The organism is Sodalis sp. RH19 (assembly GCF_047324215.1).
GTDB lineage: Bacteria > Pseudomonadota > Gammaproteobacteria > Enterobacterales > Enterobacteriaceae > Acerihabitans.
This window is the reverse complement of record NZ_CP178734.1, coordinates 946266-965175: the sequence shown is the minus strand read 5'-3', so window position 1 is coordinate 965175 and position 18910 is coordinate 946266. Positions and strand designations below refer to the sequence as shown.

At 57.0% G+C, this 18910-nt stretch carries 17 protein-coding genes and 2 pseudogenes; 7 read left to right on the top strand and 12 right to left on the bottom strand.

Features of this window, described 5'->3' with window-relative positions:
* Positions 1-264: 264 nt before the first annotated feature.
* The 6 genes and pseudogenes from ACL2XF_RS04345 (at position 265) to ACL2XF_RS04320 (ending at position 4330) form a co-directional block, all read left to right on the top strand.
* The gene (locus tag ACL2XF_RS04345) at positions 265-1074 is read left to right on the top strand and encodes a DeoR/GlpR family DNA-binding transcription regulator (protein ID WP_410014512.1); all 810 of its coding nucleotides are present in this window, start codon (positions 265-267) and stop codon (positions 1072-1074) included.
* A gap of 66 nt (positions 1075-1140) precedes the next feature.
* Positions 1141-1302, top strand: coding sequence for a 5'-nucleotidase (locus tag ACL2XF_RS04340; protein ID WP_410014511.1), 162 nt, complete (start codon positions 1141-1143; stop codon positions 1300-1302).
* Positions 1283-1633 (top strand): annotated as a pseudogene (locus ACL2XF_RS04335) (5'-nucleotidase). Before ACL2XF_RS04340 ends, ACL2XF_RS04335 begins: the two are co-directional and overlap by 20 nt.
* Before the next feature lie 279 nt (positions 1634-1912).
* Entirely contained in the window at positions 1913-2164 is a 252-nt protein-coding gene (locus ACL2XF_RS04330; protein ID WP_413728092.1) for a type II toxin-antitoxin system Phd/YefM family antitoxin, read from the top strand.
* Positions 2154-2434, top strand: a pseudogene (locus ACL2XF_RS04325) (type II toxin-antitoxin system RelE family toxin). Before ACL2XF_RS04330 ends, ACL2XF_RS04325 begins: the two are co-directional and overlap by 11 nt.
* Before the next feature lie 240 nt (positions 2435-2674).
* Positions 2675-4330, top strand: coding sequence for a putative transporter (locus ACL2XF_RS04320; RefSeq protein WP_410014510.1), 1656 nt, complete (start codon positions 2675-2677; stop codon positions 4328-4330).
* A 71-nt stretch (positions 4331-4401) separates the two neighbouring features.
* Here ACL2XF_RS04320 and ACL2XF_RS04315 read toward each other — a convergent pair whose 3' ends face one another.
* The 5 genes from ACL2XF_RS04315 to ACL2XF_RS04295 all read right to left on the bottom strand — a co-directional run bounded on the left by ACL2XF_RS04315 (position 4402) and on the right by ACL2XF_RS04295 (position 10528).
* The gene (locus ACL2XF_RS04315) at positions 4402-5721 is read right to left on the bottom strand and encodes a c-type cytochrome (protein ID WP_413728091.1); all 1320 of its coding nucleotides are present in this window, start codon (positions 5719-5721) and stop codon (positions 4402-4404) included.
* Between the two features lie 16 nt (positions 5722-5737).
* Positions 5738-7513, bottom strand: a complete 1776-nt coding sequence (locus ACL2XF_RS04310; protein WP_413728090.1) for a GMC family oxidoreductase — start codon at positions 7511-7513, stop codon at positions 5738-5740.
* Position 7514: 1 nt separating this feature from the next.
* A complete protein-coding gene (locus ACL2XF_RS04305) occupies positions 7515-8240 on the bottom strand; it encodes a gluconate 2-dehydrogenase subunit 3 family protein (RefSeq protein ID WP_413728089.1) in 726 nt (241 codons plus the stop codon).
* Positions 8241-8657: 417 nt separating this feature from the next.
* Positions 8658-9785 carry an iron-containing alcohol dehydrogenase gene (locus tag ACL2XF_RS04300; protein WP_413728088.1) on the bottom strand — a complete coding sequence of 376 codons (1128 nt, stop codon included), beginning with the start codon at positions 9783-9785 and terminating at the stop codon, positions 8658-8660.
* Between the two features lie 119 nt (positions 9786-9904).
* Entirely contained in the window at positions 9905-10528 is a 624-nt protein-coding gene (locus ACL2XF_RS04295; protein ID WP_413728087.1) for an NIPSNAP family protein, read from the bottom strand.
* Between the two features lie 409 nt (positions 10529-10937).
* On the opposite strand from ACL2XF_RS04295, the gene ACL2XF_RS04290 reads away from it, so the two are divergent.
* Positions 10938-12536 (top strand): ABC transporter substrate-binding protein, encoded by a 1599-nt coding sequence (locus tag ACL2XF_RS04290; protein ID WP_413728086.1) that lies wholly within the window; start codon positions 10938-10940, stop codon positions 12534-12536.
* Positions 12537-12609: 73 nt separating this feature from the next.
* Here ACL2XF_RS04290 and ACL2XF_RS04285 read toward each other — a convergent pair whose 3' ends face one another.
* From ACL2XF_RS04285 to ACL2XF_RS04255, 7 genes are all read right to left on the bottom strand, one after another.
* Entirely contained in the window at positions 12610-13563 is a 954-nt protein-coding gene (locus ACL2XF_RS04285; protein ID WP_410014503.1) for a chemotaxis protein, read from the bottom strand.
* Positions 13556-13846, bottom strand: coding sequence for an ATP-binding cassette domain-containing protein (locus ACL2XF_RS04280; RefSeq protein WP_410014502.1), 291 nt, complete (start codon positions 13844-13846; stop codon positions 13556-13558). The genes ACL2XF_RS04285 and ACL2XF_RS04280 overlap by 8 nt, the downstream gene beginning before the upstream one ends.
* On the bottom strand, positions 13833-14651 hold the full coding sequence (locus ACL2XF_RS04275; RefSeq protein ID WP_413728085.1) for a phytanoyl-CoA dioxygenase family protein: 819 nt from the start codon (positions 14649-14651) through the stop codon (positions 13833-13835). Before ACL2XF_RS04275 ends, ACL2XF_RS04280 begins: the two co-directional genes overlap by 14 nt.
* Before the next feature lie 98 nt (positions 14652-14749).
* Positions 14750-15709: a hypothetical protein gene (locus ACL2XF_RS04270; protein WP_413728084.1), complete on the bottom strand. Its 960-nt coding sequence runs from the start codon at positions 15707-15709 to the stop codon at positions 14750-14752.
* 55 nt (positions 15710-15764) lie between these two features.
* The gene (locus ACL2XF_RS04265; RefSeq protein WP_410014499.1) at positions 15765-16559 is read right to left on the bottom strand and encodes an amino acid ABC transporter ATP-binding protein; all 795 of its coding nucleotides are present in this window, start codon (positions 16557-16559) and stop codon (positions 15765-15767) included.
* A complete protein-coding gene (locus ACL2XF_RS04260; RefSeq protein ID WP_410014498.1) occupies positions 16549-17346 on the bottom strand; it encodes an amino acid ABC transporter permease in 798 nt (265 codons plus the stop codon). The genes ACL2XF_RS04265 and ACL2XF_RS04260 overlap by 11 nt, the downstream gene beginning before the upstream one ends.
* Positions 17347-17380: 34 nt before the next feature.
* The gene (locus ACL2XF_RS04255; protein WP_413723169.1) at positions 17381-18220 is read right to left on the bottom strand and encodes an ABC transporter substrate-binding protein; all 840 of its coding nucleotides are present in this window, start codon (positions 18218-18220) and stop codon (positions 17381-17383) included.
* Positions 18221-18910: the final 690 nt, after the last annotated feature.

Sequence of the window (18910 nt, the reverse complement as noted above, 5' to 3'; positions counted from 1 at the left end):
GATCATTTATGAGGCCAGGATCAGGTTTCAAACAAAAACTGAATATGATGACATAAGCTTGTTTTTCAGCGTGTTATAAATTTGATGGCAAAATTGACCCTGATTAACCTGCTGAAATGTAGGATTTTTTAGCTATCTTTTTCCTGTTCATTTTCGAATGAAAATCAAAAAAAAGACAACCGACGCAACTCGCTTTCGCCTGCGCGCGACGTTACTATTTGCCGGTAAGCCTCGGGGGATGGAATACCGATAGGAGTATCATGATTGAAAAGCAAAAATGAGCAGTGGGCTGATATGCAGCATCGCCGCAGCAAAATACTGGAAATGATAAAAGAAGACGGCACCGTGTCGGTGAAAATGCTTACCGATACCTTTGACCTGACCGAAGCGACGATCCGTTCAGACTTACGCGTGCTGCAGCAGCAAGGCTATATCCAACGCTACCACGGCGGCGCGACGCTGCTGGACGGCAAGCAGAATACCCACGCGCTGCTGCTGGCGCGCCAGACCCAGCTTGGCGAAAAAGACGCCATCGGGCAATTGGCGGCCAGTTTTATCGAGCCGGGCGACACGATTATCCTGGATGCGGGCACCACCACCACGGCTATCGCCAATCATCTGAACCATATCAAAAAGCTGTCGGTCATCACCACCGCCGTCAATATCGCCCTGCAATTAGGCGGCGAGCCGGGGGTGAATATCCTGTTGACCGGCGGTACCTTTAAATTTCCCACCCTGTCGACTTCCGGCGAGAAAGCCGCCAGCTTTTTCGAAAATATGCTGGCGGAAAAACTGTTCCTGGCCACCGCCTGCATTTCACCGCGCGCCGGGCTGAGCTATCCCAGCGAAACGGACATCAAGGTGAAAACGGCGATGATCAATTCGGCCAATACGGTATTTGTGGTGGCGGACTCCACCAAGATCGATAAGGTCTCGATGTTCGCCCTGCCCTGTGAATGGCGCAAGATTCATTATCTGATTACCGACAGCGGCATTACCTCCGACGCAAAAGCCGCTTTCGAAGCCTTGGGCATCCAGGTACTGGTGGCGCAAACCGCCGGCGCGAGATCCTGATGCGCCGGGCGGCAAGCTTAAAGGCAGTCTCAGGTCTCAGGGGAGAATAAAACTGAGGAAAATTGAATGGTCTACGATCTTGGGCATCGTCATGTTATTGGCGTCTACTCGAGCGCTGTTTTTGATTTGACAGGGTCCGACGCGGTATTCAAAAGCCAGGGAGAGGAAGAATACCGGAAATTTCACGAGTTCCAAAGTCAAAAACGTCATGCAGCCGCACAATCCTAGCCCCTTAAAGGAACTTCTTGCCAGGATGGCGAAAATTCAATCCGTGGAAGAAAAGTATAAGATTCTACATCCGGGTTATGAAAATCGCCTGAGAATTTCCATAGTCACCGCCAGTAATGCGCCATCACATGAACGCGCCTTAAACACGTAGAAGAGCTGGGGCGTGATGGCGAATGACGCATTCTTTCTCGGCGGTATTGAAAAAGGCAAGGTATGAGGGGTACTGAAACCACACATTTTTTTCGATGATCGGTCTCCCTATCTTCTGACCGCCAGCGCGGTTGTTCCCTCCGTGCATATCCCCTTCGGTGTTATCAATCAAGCAAATTGACGCGATAAGACCTGCCGTACAGGTAAAGACCACTATCGCGCGTCCAGATACCTTTGCCGATTCCCGCTCGACGAACGTCCGTATGCGCGGGACCACGCCACTGTCCCGCAGGGTTTTCAATATCACCAGTCCCAAAGACGGCATAAGCGGATGAGATTGAAATTGATGCAAACCACCATTATTTAAACAGGTAGGGTCGCTCTTAGAAGTGTGTTTAGAGGCGCCTTGAAAAGCACCTTTAAAAGACTTAAAACAAGCGAAGCTAACAGGAGACTAAAAATGACCTTTACAATTTTGACCTCTACCGCCGCCAGTATTACTGAGCTAAAACGTAACCCGATGGGGACGGTCGCCGACGGCGGAGGCAACGCAGTGGCTATCCTAAACCGTAATGAGCCCGCGTTTTACTGCGTCCCCCCCGAGCTTTACGCTTATTATCGGGAACTGGCGGAAGATGACGAGTTAAACCGGATTGCTGATGAGCGTTTGGTTGACCCTGCGTTTATCAGCGTAAAACTCGATGAATTATGAATTAAAATTTGAAAAGCGGGCGCTAAAGGAGTGGCATAAACTGGGTAATACCGTGCGGGATCAGTTTAAAAAGAAACTTGCCGAGCGCCTTATGCAGCCGCATGTACCTTCAGCTCAGCTGCATTGCAGCAGCAACCGTTATAAAATTAAACTCCGGGCCAGCGGCTACCGGCTGGTTTATGAAGTTAATGATAAGGAAATCCTGTTGCTGTCATCGCTATAGGCAAGCGCGATAACGATGATGTCTATGCTGCGGCCGACAAGCGCTGAACATTTTTCTCTTAATGTATCTTCTCAATCCGGGGCAATCAAATTTATAAGACGAACCGCTATGCGATCAGGTCATGAACCAGGCTGCCGCAGGCTGGAAGATGAGCTCGATAATCAATAGACGCAACTATCACCCGTGGTTCATATAGCTTGATGTTTTGTGCTCTTTACCTCATTTCCTTCGCCACGCCTCTGCCAGAATACCCGACAACAACCTCATGATTTTCCAGGGATGCGGCAATGAGCGATATAGCACTGACGGTCAGCATGCTGGCACTGGTGGCGGTGATAGGGTTATGGATAGGTAACTGGCGTATATACGGCGTGGGTTTGGGTATCGGCGGCGTGCTGTTCGGCGGCATTATCGTCGGCCATTTCGCCCATACGGCGGGACTGAGCCTGAACGGCGATATGCTGAATTTTATCCAGGAATTCGGGCTTATCCTGTTTGTGTATACCATCGGCATCCAGGTCGGGCCGGGATTTTTCTCCTCATTACGCGTCTCCGGCCTGCGGCTCAATCTTTTCGCCATGCTGGTGGTGGTGTTGGGGATGCTGCTCGCGGCCCTGATCCATAAAGCGTTTAACGTCCCCCTGCCCGTGGTGCTCGGCGTGTTTGCCGGCGCGATAACCAATACGCCGGCCCTCGGCGCCGGTCAGCAAATTCTCACCGATCTCGGCACCGGTCCCGCCCAGATTAACCAGATGGGCATGGGCTACGCCATGGCCTACCCCTTCGGCATCTGCGGCATCCTGCTGACCATGTGGTTTATTCGCTTTGCATTGCGCATTAATGTCGAGCGCGAGGCGGAACAATTCGATAGCGCCAGCGGCGCCGGCCACGCCCAGTTGCAGACCATGAATATCCGTGTCGTCAACGCCAATCTCGAGGGGCTGGCGATGCAAGAGGTGCCGGTGCTCAACAGCAGCGAAATCGTCTGTTCGCGCTTAAAGCGCGGCGAGAGCTTGATTGTTCCGCTGCCGACCACCCTGATTCAACAGGACGATTTGCTGCACCTGGTGGGGTTGAAAAGCGATCTGGAGAAAGCGCGCCTGGTGATCGGCCAGCAGGTGGATACGTCGCTGTCAATGCAGGGCACCGACCTGCGCATGGAGCGGGTGGTGGTCACCAACGAAAAAGTCCTGGGCAAAAAGATCCGCGACCTGAATTTTAAACAGAAATACGACGTGGTGGTTTCCCGGCTGAACCGCGCCGGGGTGGAACTGGTGGCCGGCAGCCATGCCAGTCTGCAGTTCGGCGATATCCTCAACCTGGTGGGCCGGGCGGAGGCAATCAATGCCGTGGCCGCGCTGGTGGGCAACGCACGGCAAAAATTGCAGCAGGTGCAGATGCTGCCGGTGTTTATCGGCATCGGTTTGGGCGTATTGCTGGGCTCGCTGCCGCTGTACGTACCGGGCTTTCCCGCCGCGCTGCGCCTCGGCCTGGCCGGGGGACCGCTGGTGGTGGCGATTATCCTGGGACGCATCGGCAGTATCGGCAAACTCTATTGGTTTATGCCGCCCAGCGCTAACCTGGCGCTGCGCGAGCTGGGCATCGTGCTGTTTCTCTCGGTGGTGGGCCTTAAATCCGGCGGCGGTTTCGTGCACACGCTGATCCAGGGCGACGGCCTGTCGTGGCTGGGCTACGGGATCATCATCACCGCCGTTCCGCTGCTAGGCGTCGGCCTGCTGGCGCGCGTGGTGTTCGGGATGAACTATCTCACCCTTTGCGGCATGCTTGCCGGCTCGATGACCGACCCGCCGGCGCTGGCTTTCGCCAACGCCCTGCATGGCACCAGCGGCGCGGCGGCGCTTTCCTATGCCACGGTTTACCCGATGGTGATGTTCCTGCGCATTCTGTCGCCGCAGCTGCTGGCGCTTATTTTCTGGGTCTGACGGCGCGCCGCCGGCCGGGAGGGACGGGCGTACGCGGCACCCGCGTACGCCTGGCGCGGAGGCTAAACGCGTTACTGATGCGCCTGTCCGGTATTCGGCTCATTGGCCTTATTGGGGTCCTTGCGCTCCACCGTCGACGTCGCGTGGCGCAGTTTTGCCACCGCGTTGGCACTCACCGCCGGCGCGTCATTGCCCCAGGCGCCGCGGATAAAGCTGAGCAGATCCGCCGCCTGTTTGTCGTCCAGGCGCCAGCCGAAGTCCGGCATGGTCAGGCCCGTCACGGCGTCCCTGGTGACCGCCATTTTACCGCCATGCAAAACGATGCTGATTAACGACGACGGATCGTCGCTCAACACGACCGGATTGCGCGCCAGCGCCGGGAAAGTTTTGGCATAACCCCGGCCGTCGATACGGTGGCAGGCGGCGCAGTTGTCCATATATTCCTGCGCCCCCGGTTTGCTCATATCGCCCCGGATAAGCGCCGCGGAAGTGACATCATCCGCGTACGGCGCCGGCGCCGCGGCGGACGGCCGCAACGATTTAAGATAGACCGCCATCGCCCGCAAATCCGCGTCATTCAGGTATTGCGTACTGTGTTCCACCACATCCGTCATGGAGCCGAAGGCCGCGCTGGTATCGGTACGGCCGGTTTTCAGGAACATCGCCAGCTCATCCGCCGACCAGCGCCCCAGGCCGTCTTTGCCCGTACCGGTAAGATTGGGCGCATGCCAGCCCTCCAGCGTGCCGCCGGTCAGGTAGGCGTCGTCGGACTGATCCAGCGCCTTCTCCTGGAACGCGATGCCGCGCGGCGTATGGCAGGTGCCGCAATGCTCCAGCCCCTGCACCAGATAGGCGCCCCGGTTCCACTCTTCGCTTTGGCCGCGGTCCGGCTTGAACGCATCATCATCATGAAATACCCAGTTCCAGGCCGCCAGCGGCCAGCGCATATTCAGCGGCCAGGGGATATCGCTGTCGCGATTGGCCTGCTTCACCGCCGGCACCTGCTGCATAAAAAAATCATACAGCGCGTGCATATCTTCATCATTAATCCTGGCGAACGCGGTATAAGGCATGGCCGGGTAGAGGTGATGGCCGTCCTTCGCCACGCCTTCGCGCACCGCTTTGGCAAAATCCTCATAGCGGTAGTCGCCTATACCGGTGTCTTTGTCCGGCGTAATATTCGTGGAGTAAATCGCCCCCAGCGGCGTGGACATTTTCAGCCCGCCGGTAAACGGCTTGCCGCCGGCGGCGGTGTGGCAGGCCACGCAGTCGCCGGCGGTGGCCAGATATTGTCCTTTGCCGGCCGGCTGGCTATCGGCTGCCGCGTTGACCGCGGCCGGCAACAGCGCCAGCGCCAGCAAGGGAAGCGCTGCATTCCATAGAGTGCTCATCTCAGTCCCTTCCCTGTTAAGCCTGGACCAGCGGTCCGGGGTTGGCCAAATACTGCGTGCGAATCGCATTGGCGGCAAATAGCGCGGTGGCGCCGACAATACCGGTGGGGTTATACGACAGGTTCTGCGGGAAACAGCAGGCGCCCAGCACAAACAGGTTGGGGACATCCCAGCTTTGCAGGTACTTGTTCACCACGCTGGTGGCGGGATTATCGCCCATCACCGCGCCGCCGGTGGTATGAGTGGACTGGTAGGGCCGTACATCGTAGTGGGCGTTCATGCCTTTAAAACCCATTTCGTAATGCTCAGGCCCGATGGCCTTGGCGATTTCCTCCGCCTTGCCGCCGATAAAATGGGTCATTTTCAGCTCGTTGTGCTGCCAGTCAAAGGTCATGCGCAGCAGCGGCTGGCCGTGATGATCTTTATAGGTGGGGTCGAGATCGAGGTAGCACTGTTTATACGGCATCACCGATCCGGACGAACCGACGCTCATGGTGTGCAGGTAATTATCTTTGATCGCCTTCTTCCAGCCGGTTCCCCATTTTGGCGCCTGGTTGGAAATGCTCATCTGCTGGATGGGGCGCCCGCCGGTAATGGTGGCGGAAAGCGTGGCGCCGCCGATGAATCCCAGCCCGCCGTGGTCAAAGTTTTCCGCGTTGAAATCATCGATAAACGTACCGGTGGCGCCGGTGGCGGCAAAGGGATTGAAATGGGTGTCCGGGTCGAAGAACAACGCGACGCCGCCGTTCATCTGGTAGGCATAGTTACGCCCGACCACGCCTTCGCCAGTGGCGGGATTGTAAGGCTTGCCGATTTTCGACAACAGCAGCAAACGTACGTTGTGCAATTGGAACGCGCTCAGCACCACCAGGCTGGCGGGCTGTTCAACTTCCTGGCCGTTGGCGTCGATATAGGTGACGCCGGTCGCCCGGGTGCCGGCGGCATCGGTATTGACGCGCAGCACATGGCACTGGGTGCGCAGCTCAACGTTTTTATGCTGATAGAGCGCCGGCAGCACGGTGCTTTGCGGCGACGCCTTAGCGTAATTAAAGCAGCCGAAGCGCTCGCAAAAACCGCAGTAGTTGCACACCCCCAACTGAACGCCATAGGGATTGGTATAAGGTTCGCTGCACAGCGCCGCCGGCAGCGGAAACGGATGATAGCCCAGTTCGGTCGTCGCTTTGCTAAACAGCATGCCGGAATACTGTTGCTTGAGCGGCTTGGTCGGATACGGGTTCTGGCGCGGCGCCTCGAAGGGGTTGCCGCCGGCGATTTTGTCGCCCTTGAGATTGCCGGCCTGTCCGGCGGTGCCGCAAATTTTTTCGAACTTATCGAAAAACGGCTCCATCTCCGCGTAGGTAAAGGGATAGTCCTGCACCGTCATATCCTGGGGGATAAAATCCGCGCCGTACCGCTCAATCACGGTGCTGCGCATGCGCAGATCGGCCTCCAGGGGGCGCCACAGCATGCCGTTCCAATGCACACCGGCGCCGCCGACGCCGTCACCCGGCAGGAAGGAGCCAAAACGCCGGTAAGGCAGCGCGGTTTCGCTGGTGGTATGCCGCACGGTTACCGTCTCTTTTGACGCATTCTGAAAGAGCTTTAACCGGATACCGTAGGTCAATTCATCCATTATGCGCGGGTAGGCGAAATCGGGATAGGTATCGCGCTGCTCGCCGCGCTCCAGGGCCAGGATATTCAGGCCGGTTTCCGCCAGTTCCATCGCCATCAGCGAACCGGTCCAGCCGAAACCGACGATAACGATATCGACCGGGTCTTGTTTTATCGCCACGTCAGACGCTCCTTTTCCCTGAAATACTGACCGGTCCCAATGGATAGGGCTTATTGGGGTTGTCCATCGTCTGCTGGTAATCGGCGCGCGCGCCCGGGAACCCAATCAGCTTCCATGACGCCAGCGTTTGATTGCCGCCGTGCATGGGATCGGCCAGGTAACCTTCTTTGGCGTTGTCCAGCAACTGGGCAAAAAACAGCGCGCCCGGCACGTTAGCAAACGTCAGCTTGCCGCTTTCCAATTCGCGCAGCACGGATTCCTGCTGTTGCTGGCTCAGGGCGGCGAATTCTTTGGCAAAGAACTGCCGGCAATGATCGTTGACGGCCTTGATGCCGCGGCGATAGGTATCGCGCGGCGCCAGCGGGGACTGATAACCCAATTCGGGCGCGGCGTCGGCAAAAGGAGGCTGCATATACCAGAGATGGCCGTAACCGTAGGGCAACTCCATTTGCTTATCGATATAAACCGGAACGCCTTCACTTACCGCGCCCGGCCCATATTCATCGGTGGGAATCAGCCGGTCGACGGCGGCCAGGATAAAGCGCCATTCATCATTATTAAAAAAGGTGGGAACGTAGTGGGCGGAAACGCCAGCGGATGTGGCGGAGGTTGCCTGGCCGGCGAAGGAAACAAGGCCGCCCCCCGCCGCGGCCAGGGGAATAATCGACAGCGTTTGTTGCAAAAAACGCCGCCGTGAGGGGATGTCCTCATCGTTTTGCTTGCTCATAGATCTTCCATTAAGGGTGTTAATCAATGTGCTGAGCGCCACCGTCACCAGCCCGGTAACGTAGGGCGCTAATAATTATTTGTATGATAATTTTATCGCCAGAATAAGCGGAATTTTTGTCAGCACAAGTTATAAAAATGTTAACTTATGTAAACTTCAAAAACAGTTACCGGTAACACTTTTACTTTTTGCAAAATTAATAGATTGATATAAATACTTATTTTTCCCGGCTATCGCTGTGCGTCATGGGTTATTACCAAAACGTGCTATTGGCAAAACCGGTAATCTTGATTTTGGCGACAGGGGGGTTGAGCGGCGAGGATAAGCAGAATAGGAAATCCTTCTTATGTTTCCCCGCGCGGGCTTCGGGAGAGCGCGTGACGTGTGATGCCGGCGGTCACCGCCGGGCTGATGGCGCTATTCGATGCGAAACGCCGTGACAATCATGTGCCGGAGCTGTGCCGGCGGGTAGTCCAGCAGCGCATTTTTGCTGGTGGATTTTTCCAGGCACACCGCCAATTCTTCCGGGCTGAGCGGCAGGTCGTCCCGCCAGAAAGGGACAATGGCGTTGCGGGTGATAAATTCCTGCAGATAACGTTCCGGGTCGTCCCGACCTGCGGGAAGGACGCTGACGGCCAATGCGGCCATCAGTGCCCGCTGCCGGGGGTGGTCGCTGTCCGCCAGCAGTTGCAGAAACGGCAGCAGCAGCCGGCCGCAGACCTGGCCATGATGGTAGCTGCGCAAGGCACCGACTTCACCGGCGATGCCGTGGATCACGCCCAGTCCCGCCATGCTCAGCGTCAGCCCGCCCAGGTAGGAGGCCTGCATGATAGCCTCGCGGGCATCGGCGCTGCGGTTTAACGCCGGCCAGGCCCGCAGGAAAAGACGGATACCGGTAAGCGACATTTCGCGCGACAGGCTACTTGCCGTTTTGGACAGATACGCCTCGAACAGATGGGTGAACGCGTCGATGGCGCAGCAGGCCAGCACCGCATCCGGCGCGCCGGCCAGCAGTTGCGGGTCCAGGATGGCCACCTGCGGCACAAAGTTCGGGTGGCGCAGCGACGCCTTGACTTTATGGGTGCGGGTATCGGTGATCACGGCGTTTTGCGTCGCTTCGCTGCCGGTGCCGGCGGTGGTGGGAATGGCGATTAAGGGCAGCGTAGCGCCGCTCACCTTGGCGTCGCCCACCTTTTCCATATAGCGCAGCGCCGGCAAAGGATGCTCCGCCAGGGCGGCGAACGCCTTGGCGGCATCCAGCACACTGCCGCCGCCGATGGCGACGATGCGCCGCGCTTTGCCGCGCCAGCGCGCCACCCACCCGTCAATATCCTGCGGCGACGCCTCATGGCCGACGATCTCGGTGCCGACCAGCAGGGGCGCCAGCGCATCCGCCATCCCGGCATAGATCGCCCCGCCAAGGAACGAGCGGCAGCTGAACAACAGCGTCGGCTGCGGGTCGGCGTGCAGCAGGGGAAGCAGTTGGCTGATACTGCCGGCGCCGAACCAGGTTTGCCGGTTGGCGATCATCAGGCTGGTGGTCATAGAATCTCCTTGGCGGGGGGCTAGAACTACAGCATAATCCAGCGCCGCCGGGCAAAACAACGCTTTTCGCCGCCGGGACTGACTGCCAGGCACGGCGCCAGGCGCCGGCAAATCCGGCGTCAGGCATCCCCGGCGCGGCGGTTTTCCGCCAGGCAGATAAACGAGGCAGCCCGGATAATCTGCTGCGGCCCGCCCTTTGGCGGCCACAGTCCCGCGGCATAGTGTTCCGCGCGTAAACGGGCGCGCTCCTCCAGGCTGGCGAAGGTCCAGATATGCGTGATGCGCGGCGGCCCGTCCAGCGCGTACATATTGATGATCAGATGCGAGGTGTAAGCCTGCGCCGGCGCAAGCGCCTGCGCCCATCCCGCAAGCGTGGGAGATAATCCCCCGGGCTTCAGCCAATAGGTGCGGAATTCATAACAGGCCCCCGGCTGCGCCAGTTGGGACGGCGCGGGCGGCAGGAAAGGAAAAGGCTGATAGCTTTCCATGCTGAGGGCGATTTGCGCATTTACGATATTAAACGGCGTGCTGTCCAGCTGCGCCCGCCGTCGCTCCCGCCACAATGCCTCTTCTGAGTGAAACTCGCGCAGCAGGAGTAACTGGAACAGCTCGCCAAGCTCGGTACGCCAGAAACCCACCACTCTTCCCCCGGCACCGGGCGCCGTCACCCATGCCCAGGCCCGGGCTGAAGCCGTATCAAGTTCCAGCGCCGGCACGGACAGTGTTGTCAGCTCATATAACATAGGTTTTCCAATGGATGTAGTTGATATCCGCGCGGCTGAAAGGATCCTTCCCCACCCTCTCCTCTCCCTGCCGCCGATAGGCCGCCTTGCCGGGATGGGTCGCGAGGGGAAAGTGTAACCGGCGCCTGGCCGCGGATAAATCCGCATTCGGTTGCGGGTATCGCTACCAGGCGTTGCCAATGCCCGCCCTCCCGCAGAGATCACACCTTCTTTACAAGAAGAATGTCTCCCGGCTGGCAAATTCCGCCGGCAGATCGCCAGGCAATACTGCCAAAGGGCAGCGCTTATACCTAAAAGCCGGGCATTTATAAGCAGAGGATTTTTTCCATTTCGCCTGCCGCCGCTTATAATGGCAAGACGAACAATCACGGATTCATTTCCTATTAATCACCTTATTAAGGCAATAAAAATGGATTTACGCAAAACCTCTCTCGCACTGCTGATCGCCGCGATGCTGCCGGCGGGCGGCGCGCTGGCGGCGGCCAACGATGTGCTGGTCTATTGCTCAGAAGCCTCGCCTGAATCGTTCAACCCGCAGATTGCCAGCTCCGGCCCGTCATTTGTCGCCAGCTCGCAGGTGCTGTATAACCGGCTGATCACTTTCCGGGAAAGCGATAATCTGCCCATCCCTTCCCTGGCCGAGGCGTGGACCATCAGTCCCGACGGCAAAACCTATACGTTTACCCTGCGCCAGGGCGTTAAGTTCAACAGCAATAAATATTTCACCCCGACCCGCGACTTTAACGCCGACGACGTTATTTTCTCCGTACTGCGGCAAAAAGACGACAATCACCCTTATCATAACGTGTCCCACGCCGCCTATGAGTACTTTAACGACGTCGGCCTGGGTACCCTTATCCAGGAAGTGAAAAAACTGGACGATCGGCATGTCCAGTTTATCCTGAGCAAACCCGACGCCACGTTCCTGGCCGACTGGGGCATGGACTTTACCTCCATCCTCTCCGCGGAATATGCCGACGCCATGCTGAAGGCCGGCACGCCGGAGCGGGTGGACACCGATCCCATCGGCACCGGCCCGTATAACCTGAAAGACTATAAAGTCGACTCCCTGATCCGCTACGAGGCCAATCCGCATTACTGGCAGGGCGACGTGCCCACCAAACGCCTGATTTTTTCTATTACCCCCAACGTCAGCACGCGTCTGGCCAAGCTTGAGAAAAATGAATGCCAGATTATCCCCGCGCCGAATCCGGTCAATTTTGATCAAATCAAAAGCAATAAAGATCTGGTGCTGCACAGCGTGGACGGCATGAACGTGGGCTACCTGGCCTTTAATACCGCGAAAAAGCCGTTCGATAATGTTCTGGTGCGCCAGGCGTTAAACTATGCGGTGGATAAAAAAGCGATTGTCAACGCGGTATTTCTCGGTTCCGGCACGGTGGCGAAATCGCCCATTCCGCCCAATATGCTCGGTTACGATAAGGATCTCGCCGATTATCCTTATGACCCGGCCAAGGCCAAGGCCTTGCTGAAGCAGGCGGGTTTTGCCCAGGGCTTTACCACGGATTTATGGTCGATGCCGGTGCAGCGCCCGTATAATCCCAACTCCCGCCGCATCGCGGAAATGATCCAGAACGATTGGGCCAAGGTGGGCGTGACGGTAAAAATCATCACTTTCGAATGGGGTGAATACCTTGCCGGCATCCGCAAGGGCGAACACGCCTCCGCGCTGTTCGGCTGGATGTCGGATAACGGCGATCCGGATAATTTCGCCAATGTCCTGCTGGGATGCGACAGTATCAACAGCGGGTCCAACGCGGCGTTCTGGTGTGATAAACAGTATGACGCGCTGATAAAACAGGCCAAGGTCATCAGCGATCCGGCCCAGCGCGCCGCGCTGTATAAACAAGCGCAGGACGTGTTCCATCAACAGGCCCCGTGGGTGCCGCTGGCAAACGGTAAAACCTTTTATGCCACGCGCGCCAATGTCACCGGCTACAGCGTCAGCCTTAACGGCAGTGATTTTTCCAAGGCCAGGCTGAACTAAGAGCGACAGCAACGGCGCGGTCGGGGGCAGGATTCCGGCCGCGCCATGACGGCTAAGGGAACCGCGGCCGTCTTTACGGCAGCACCCGCTTGATGGCGGACTCCAAGTCGTTGATATCGAATTTTGCCACATACGCATCCGCCCCGACCTTGCGCACATGGTCCTCATTGGCGCTGCCCGACAAGGACGAATGGATAATAACGGGAATGTGTTTGAGGAACTCATCGCGTTTGATATTCAGCGTCAGGGTAAAACCGTCCATCTCGGGCATTTCCAGATCGGTTAACACAAACGCGATTTTATCCGTGACAGGTATGCCTTCCGCCCGCGCTTCTTCCGCCATTTTATTGATTTTTTTCCAGGCTTCCAGGCCGGTGACGTGCGTCAGGAAGGGGATGTTCATCATCGTCAGGCCCTGTTCCAGCATTGAACGGGCGACTTTGGAGTCCTCCGCCACAATGGCCACCGCCCCTGGTTTCAGGGTAAAGGTCTGCTTCTTTTCGCTTTCCAGGTGCGCCGTGCGATTGGCGGGAATGATGTCATACAAAATCTGCTCAACATCCAGCACCAGCGCCAGCGGGGTGTCGGTTTTATCATTGTTCAGGCGCGCGATGCTGGTGATATTGCGGCTTCTGACGCCCGCCTCGGCCGCCAGGACCTGGCTCCACTCAAGACGGACGATATCGTCGACGGATTCCACCGCGAAAGCCTGGGTGCTGCGGGCATATTCCGTTACCAGCAAGATATTCAACCCGGTCTTCGGCACGCAGCCGACGATGGCCGGCAAATCGATAACGGGCATAATCTCGCCGCGGATATTCGCCATGCCCATCAGCGGCGACGTCATGCCGGCGGCTTTGGTCAGCTTCGGCATCGGCACTATTTCACGCAGCTTAAACACGTTGATGCCGTACAATTCGGCGTGTTCTTCATCGGGGGGCGACCCCAGGCGGAATAACAGCAGTTCAAATCGGTTCGATGAGGTGAGATTGGTTCTCTCCTCTACCTCTTGTTGAAAATTATCCATACTTTCCCCAATAAAAATAGCGATTGATGCGTGGAAACAAGGCGGTTTGACTGATTCGGAAAATAAAGAATAATTCAACGTATAATGTTATCGGCCGACGGGGGGAAATACTTAATATTACTGCGGCAGCATAAAAACGGGCGTCGGCGACCTGGCGGCCGTTTAACAGGAACTCGCCGCCAGGCTGGATAAACCCTACCACCATGCGCAGCGTGGTGGTTTTACCGCAGCCGCTGGGCACCAGCCGCTCGCCCGGTGCGATGGCGAGGTTAATGCCCTCCACGGCGCGGTGCCCGCCAGACGACCGGAAAGGAGGGACAATCCAGCGCCCCGCCGTCTTGCGGGGCGTCCTGTAGCGGCGCCGGGGGCGACATTTTCCCGCTGCGGTAGCGGAAAACCGCGTCATCGCCGGTCCAGCGGGTGGATAACACCCGCCGCGGCGCGTCCTGGAAATTGCCGGCGGCGCCGTGCAGGGTCAGGCCATGGAACACCAGGCAGTCGCCGGGTTCCAGCGCCCAGCTGATAATCCGGTAGTCTTGCCGCCGCGCTTCAATATCCGGCAGGATGTCCCAGCTGTCGTCGTCGCCCTCGCGCAGCTGGCCGGTGGCGAACCACTGGGGACGGAACCATTTACCCCAGCGGTGCGAGCCGGCGACAAATTCCAGCGCCGTGGCGCGCGTCACGGAGCCGGTAGGCAGCCAAAGGGTGCAAAAGTCACTGCCGTCCACCGGGCTATACGGCTGATCCTGATGCCACAGGGTGCGCTGGGAAGCGCCGGGCATTTTAGCCAGCACATGATCATGCAGGAAATTGATTTTGCCGGCCCCTAGAAGGCCGGCGGCGATTTCCTTGGCGGGCGATTCATAAACAAATTGTTTGATGGCCGCAATGCGCCGCCAGTTATCGCTGTCCTGGAAAAACAGTTTAGTTTCGGGGTCGGTATAGCGGCCGTGATCGCTGGGCGCGGCGATATTAGCCATGATGCCCTGCTCCACTTTCTCCAGCCATTGGCGGGAAAAGGCCTGGCGGATAATAACGGCGCCATCGCGCTGAAACGCCGCTTTATCCTGGGGTGTGATAGTCAACATATTGCCTCCCGGCTGAATGCGGCGCGCGACCCGCCGCAGGCCGTTTGCGCCGGCAAAAGCGTTCCGGCGGGCTTAACGCGGGCGCGTGGCCATTATTCTCAGACTTTTTCAGGATTCCAACGGCCCGGAAATTCCTGGCCGCCGAGCTGGCGGTTATAGAACATGCCCAGATACCATGGGAAATAGTGATAAGACCAGGCGCACAGGCGATTGCCATATTTCAGAAAAGCGCGCAGCAATTCCTGAAGTTCTTCTTTGGTTTGCGCCGCGGCTACCGCCTCGCGCAAGATACCGGCGTATTCTTCCAACTGATATAACCCGCTGACGCCTAAATAGCTGGAGTAAGGCACGTCGAATTCCCGCAGCGTTTTATTAAAATCCTGCAACGAAAGCGTATTGGTCAGCGTCAGTAACGGGTACATGGTATACATAATATAATCACGCAGCATGCCGTTGGCGAAATCCCAGGCGGTAAAATACTGGCCGTAGGTGCCGGTGGACTCCACCTGTCCCAAACGGATGGCGCGCAGGTCCTCGGGCTCCGTCAGTTGGATCCTGTCGGCTTCCGCCAGGAAGCGTTTGGCCGCGTCCGTGGTGGCCGCGGGCTGGCGCGGTACGCCCGGGTGGGCCTGCTTATCATGAGCGGAAACCTCGACAAAAATCTTATCCTTTTGCCAGAAGAGATTATTCCACACCGCCTTGCCCACATCGGGCAGTAAATGACAATATTCCTCCAGCACCTGTCCCAATACCGGCTGGGCCAAAGGCTCCAGGCCGACGCCATATTGAATCGACATTTTATTGCCCGTTGACTGGGAATAACGCAGCCGGCCCACCGGGCAATCGGTAATCATTTCGCGATGGTGCACCGGCGCGCTGCTGACGATGGGCGTCCAGGCATACATGGATGCGCCGGACACAACCGGATGCGCCTGCAGCACTTTAAACGGCAGGTGCTGCCAGAACTCTTCGCACAGCTCGGGGTTCTTTTCATCATTTAATTCAGCGACCACGGTAACGCCCAGGTCGGGCCAGCTTATATCAATTAAACGTCCCATCTTTATTCCTCGTTGGTAAAAATACGTTGTCTTATAATCCACCGCCGGGCGATGTTTATATTTTGTGTAATACCTTATTCAGAAAGGTCCTTGTTCTTGGATTCTCCGGCGCAATAAATATTTTTTGCGGCGGTCCCTGCTCGATAATTTCGCCGCCGTCCATGATGACCACCCGGTCGGCGACATTCCTGGCAAATTCCATCTCATGGGTCACCACGATCATGGTCATGCCCTGGCGCGCCAGGTCCTGCATTACGCTTAACACTTCGCCAATCATTTCGGGATCAAGGGCGCTGGTGGGTTCGTCAAACAGCATGACCTCCGGGTTCATCGCCAGCGCGCGCGCAATCGCTACGCGCTGCTGCTGCCCGCCGGATAATTGCGTGGGGTAATAGGCTAATTTATCCGCCAGGCCCACCCGGGCCAATAATTCCGCGGCGTTGTCGCGCGCCTGTTTTTTATTCATTCGCAGGACGCTTACCGGCGCTTCCATGACGTTTTGCAACGCGGTCATATGTGAAAACAAATTAAAGCGCTGAAAAACCATGCCGATGCGCTGGCGCAGCTTGGCGATATTTTTCTCGCTGTCTTCCTGCATCAGGCCGTTTTTCATGCGGTATCCCATCAGGGCGCCGCCGACGTGGATGGTGCCCTGCTGAATTTTCTCCAACCGGTTGATACAGCGGATAAGCGTGGTTTTTCCCGAACCGGACGGGCCGATAATCACCGTGGTTTCGCCGGTTTTCACCGTCAACGACACATTACGCAGTACCGGCAGTTCGCCATAGAATTTCATCACATCACGGCAGACGACCGCATCCGGTAGGCTATCTGATTGATTAACGCTCATCGGCAAGCTCCGCTAAAAGAGATGAGGATTTTTTGGCGCGCCGCTTTATGCTCGCCCCTTTTAAATGCCGGTTGAGATTTTTTTCCAACAGCATTTGGATGGCGGTCCAGCACGCGGTCAGCAGCAAATAATAAATAGAGATGCCGAGATAAACCTCAAACGTCATAAAGGTGGCGGCCTGTAATTGCTCCGCGACACGAAACATTTCTGAAACACCGATAATACTGAGCAACGCCGTGGTCTTGAGCATATTATTAAATTGATTGCCCAGCGCGGGGACAATCACCGGGATGGTCTGCGGCAGAATAATGCGCCGCATCAGCAACCGCGGCGGCATGCCCAGCGCTTTGGCGGCCTCGGCCTGGCCGCTGTCGATGGATATAATGCCGGCGCGCGTAATTTCGCTCATATACGCCGCCTCGTGCAGGGCGAAAGACACAATGCCCGCGACCACCGCCCCGGAAATCATGAACGGCCCCAACGGCATCACGGCGGGGAAAATATCAAAACCCAGTAAATAGGGCAGGCCAAAATAAATCAGTACCAATTGTACCAATACCGGCGTGCCGCGAAAAAACCAAATATAAAGCTGGTTAAACGCCTTTAATATCCATAAGCGGCTTATTCCCGCCATTGCCAATGTAATACCTAATACCGTGCCAATAAGCTGGGACAGTACAGCGGAAACAATCGTTAATATCAGCCCCTGAAATAAAACGGCTTGCGGATGAAACACAAAATTCAGGAAAAATGGCAGATTAAATTGCATATGAATTTGATTTAGCAAGGTACGCTCCTCACAGCATGGTCGCCCCGCCCCGTCAATCGCAGGGGTGCTCGCTGTCGCACAGGGCTACGCCATGTTCAATACCCCATTTCTGGACGATTTTCGTCATGGCGCCGGATGTATTCAGTTCATCCATTGCCGCCTGGATCGCCTGGCGCAGGTCGGTATTGTTTTTCACCATGGCCACCACCCACGTTTTGGCGGGCACCGGCATATCGACGGTCTGGAATTTATTTTTGGCCTTCGACATGTAAAAATTAATCACCACCGTATCGCCGACCATGGCATCGGCGCGGCCCAGCAGCAAATCATGGAACGCGGCGACGTTGGTGCCCAACGACACCAGGGTAATCGCCGGTTTACCTTCGCTCACCAGTTTGTCGCTTTCCTGCTTGACCACCGACTCATTGCGGCTGCCCATCAACGCCGCCACCCGGCGGCCCGAGAGATCCGCAAACGACGCCAGATGCAGGGGATTTCCCTTGACCACCAGCAGGCCGGACTTTACCCGCCAGTAATCCACCAGCCCATAGCGCTCCGCGCGTTCCGGGGTTTTCCCCAGGCTGGCCATGACCAGGTCGCACTTGCCGGTATCCAGCGCGGCAAAAATACCGGAAAATTGATAATTATCGATTTGGGTTTTCACCCCCAGGGTCTTGCCCAGCGCATTCATAATATCCACCGCGGCACCGCTGGGTGTTTTGCCGTCCTCGGCCATGCCTTCCGCCGGGGGGTTTTCCAGGTCGGAGCAAAAGGTCAGTTGCCCTTTCGCCTTGATATCCGCCGGTGCGGCGACGGCGGCGTTTGCCCACCCCGGCGCGATGCCGAACGACAGGCTTAACACGGTACCGATAATCAATTGTTTTTTATTCACCCTGCTCTCCCGACACCTTGGTTGCTGTTGATAACGTCGTCACACGAGAATGATATCCAGGCCGTTAACATCTGTTTAACCCGATGAAATTGAACATACCGCCAGCAAAACGGGGCGTCAAGTTATGTATATACAAATAAGATAATTATATGGATGATTTTTGCGCTATTTTAGATAGATTTAAGTTAACATAATGTTTTTTAACAAAATTAAATTATTATTAGAGTATATACATAAGATATCAAATGTAGTGGCTTTTGACCGGATTGACTTCAGGACGGATAGATTTATATCGTTTGCGGGGGGGTCTGCCGCGCCGGTGGAGGTTTGGCTGGCGGTAAGGACTATGTTGCGCCGGTGGGGGTTTCGCTTGCCGTGCGTTCGGTTGTTTCATGTAGTGCCGGGTGCCGGCAAGCGACAAAGAGGCCGTACCGCGACGGCCTCCTTGACCTCCGCGCGTCCGGCAGGTCGCGCGTCGCTGCGCGATGCCTTCCGCCGCCAGTTCCCCCGTTATGCACCGGCCCGGTTAGCGCTCCCGGCGCAACCGGGCCTTTCGCCGCTCCCGGCGGCTCATGCCGGGTTCACAGGCGCCGTCAGCGCGCTCTATGCCGGCCCGACTATCGCTGTCAGTAATAAATAGTAAGAAACAATAGCGCCGCTGTTGATAAGGAGAAGGAAGAGTGAGCCGGG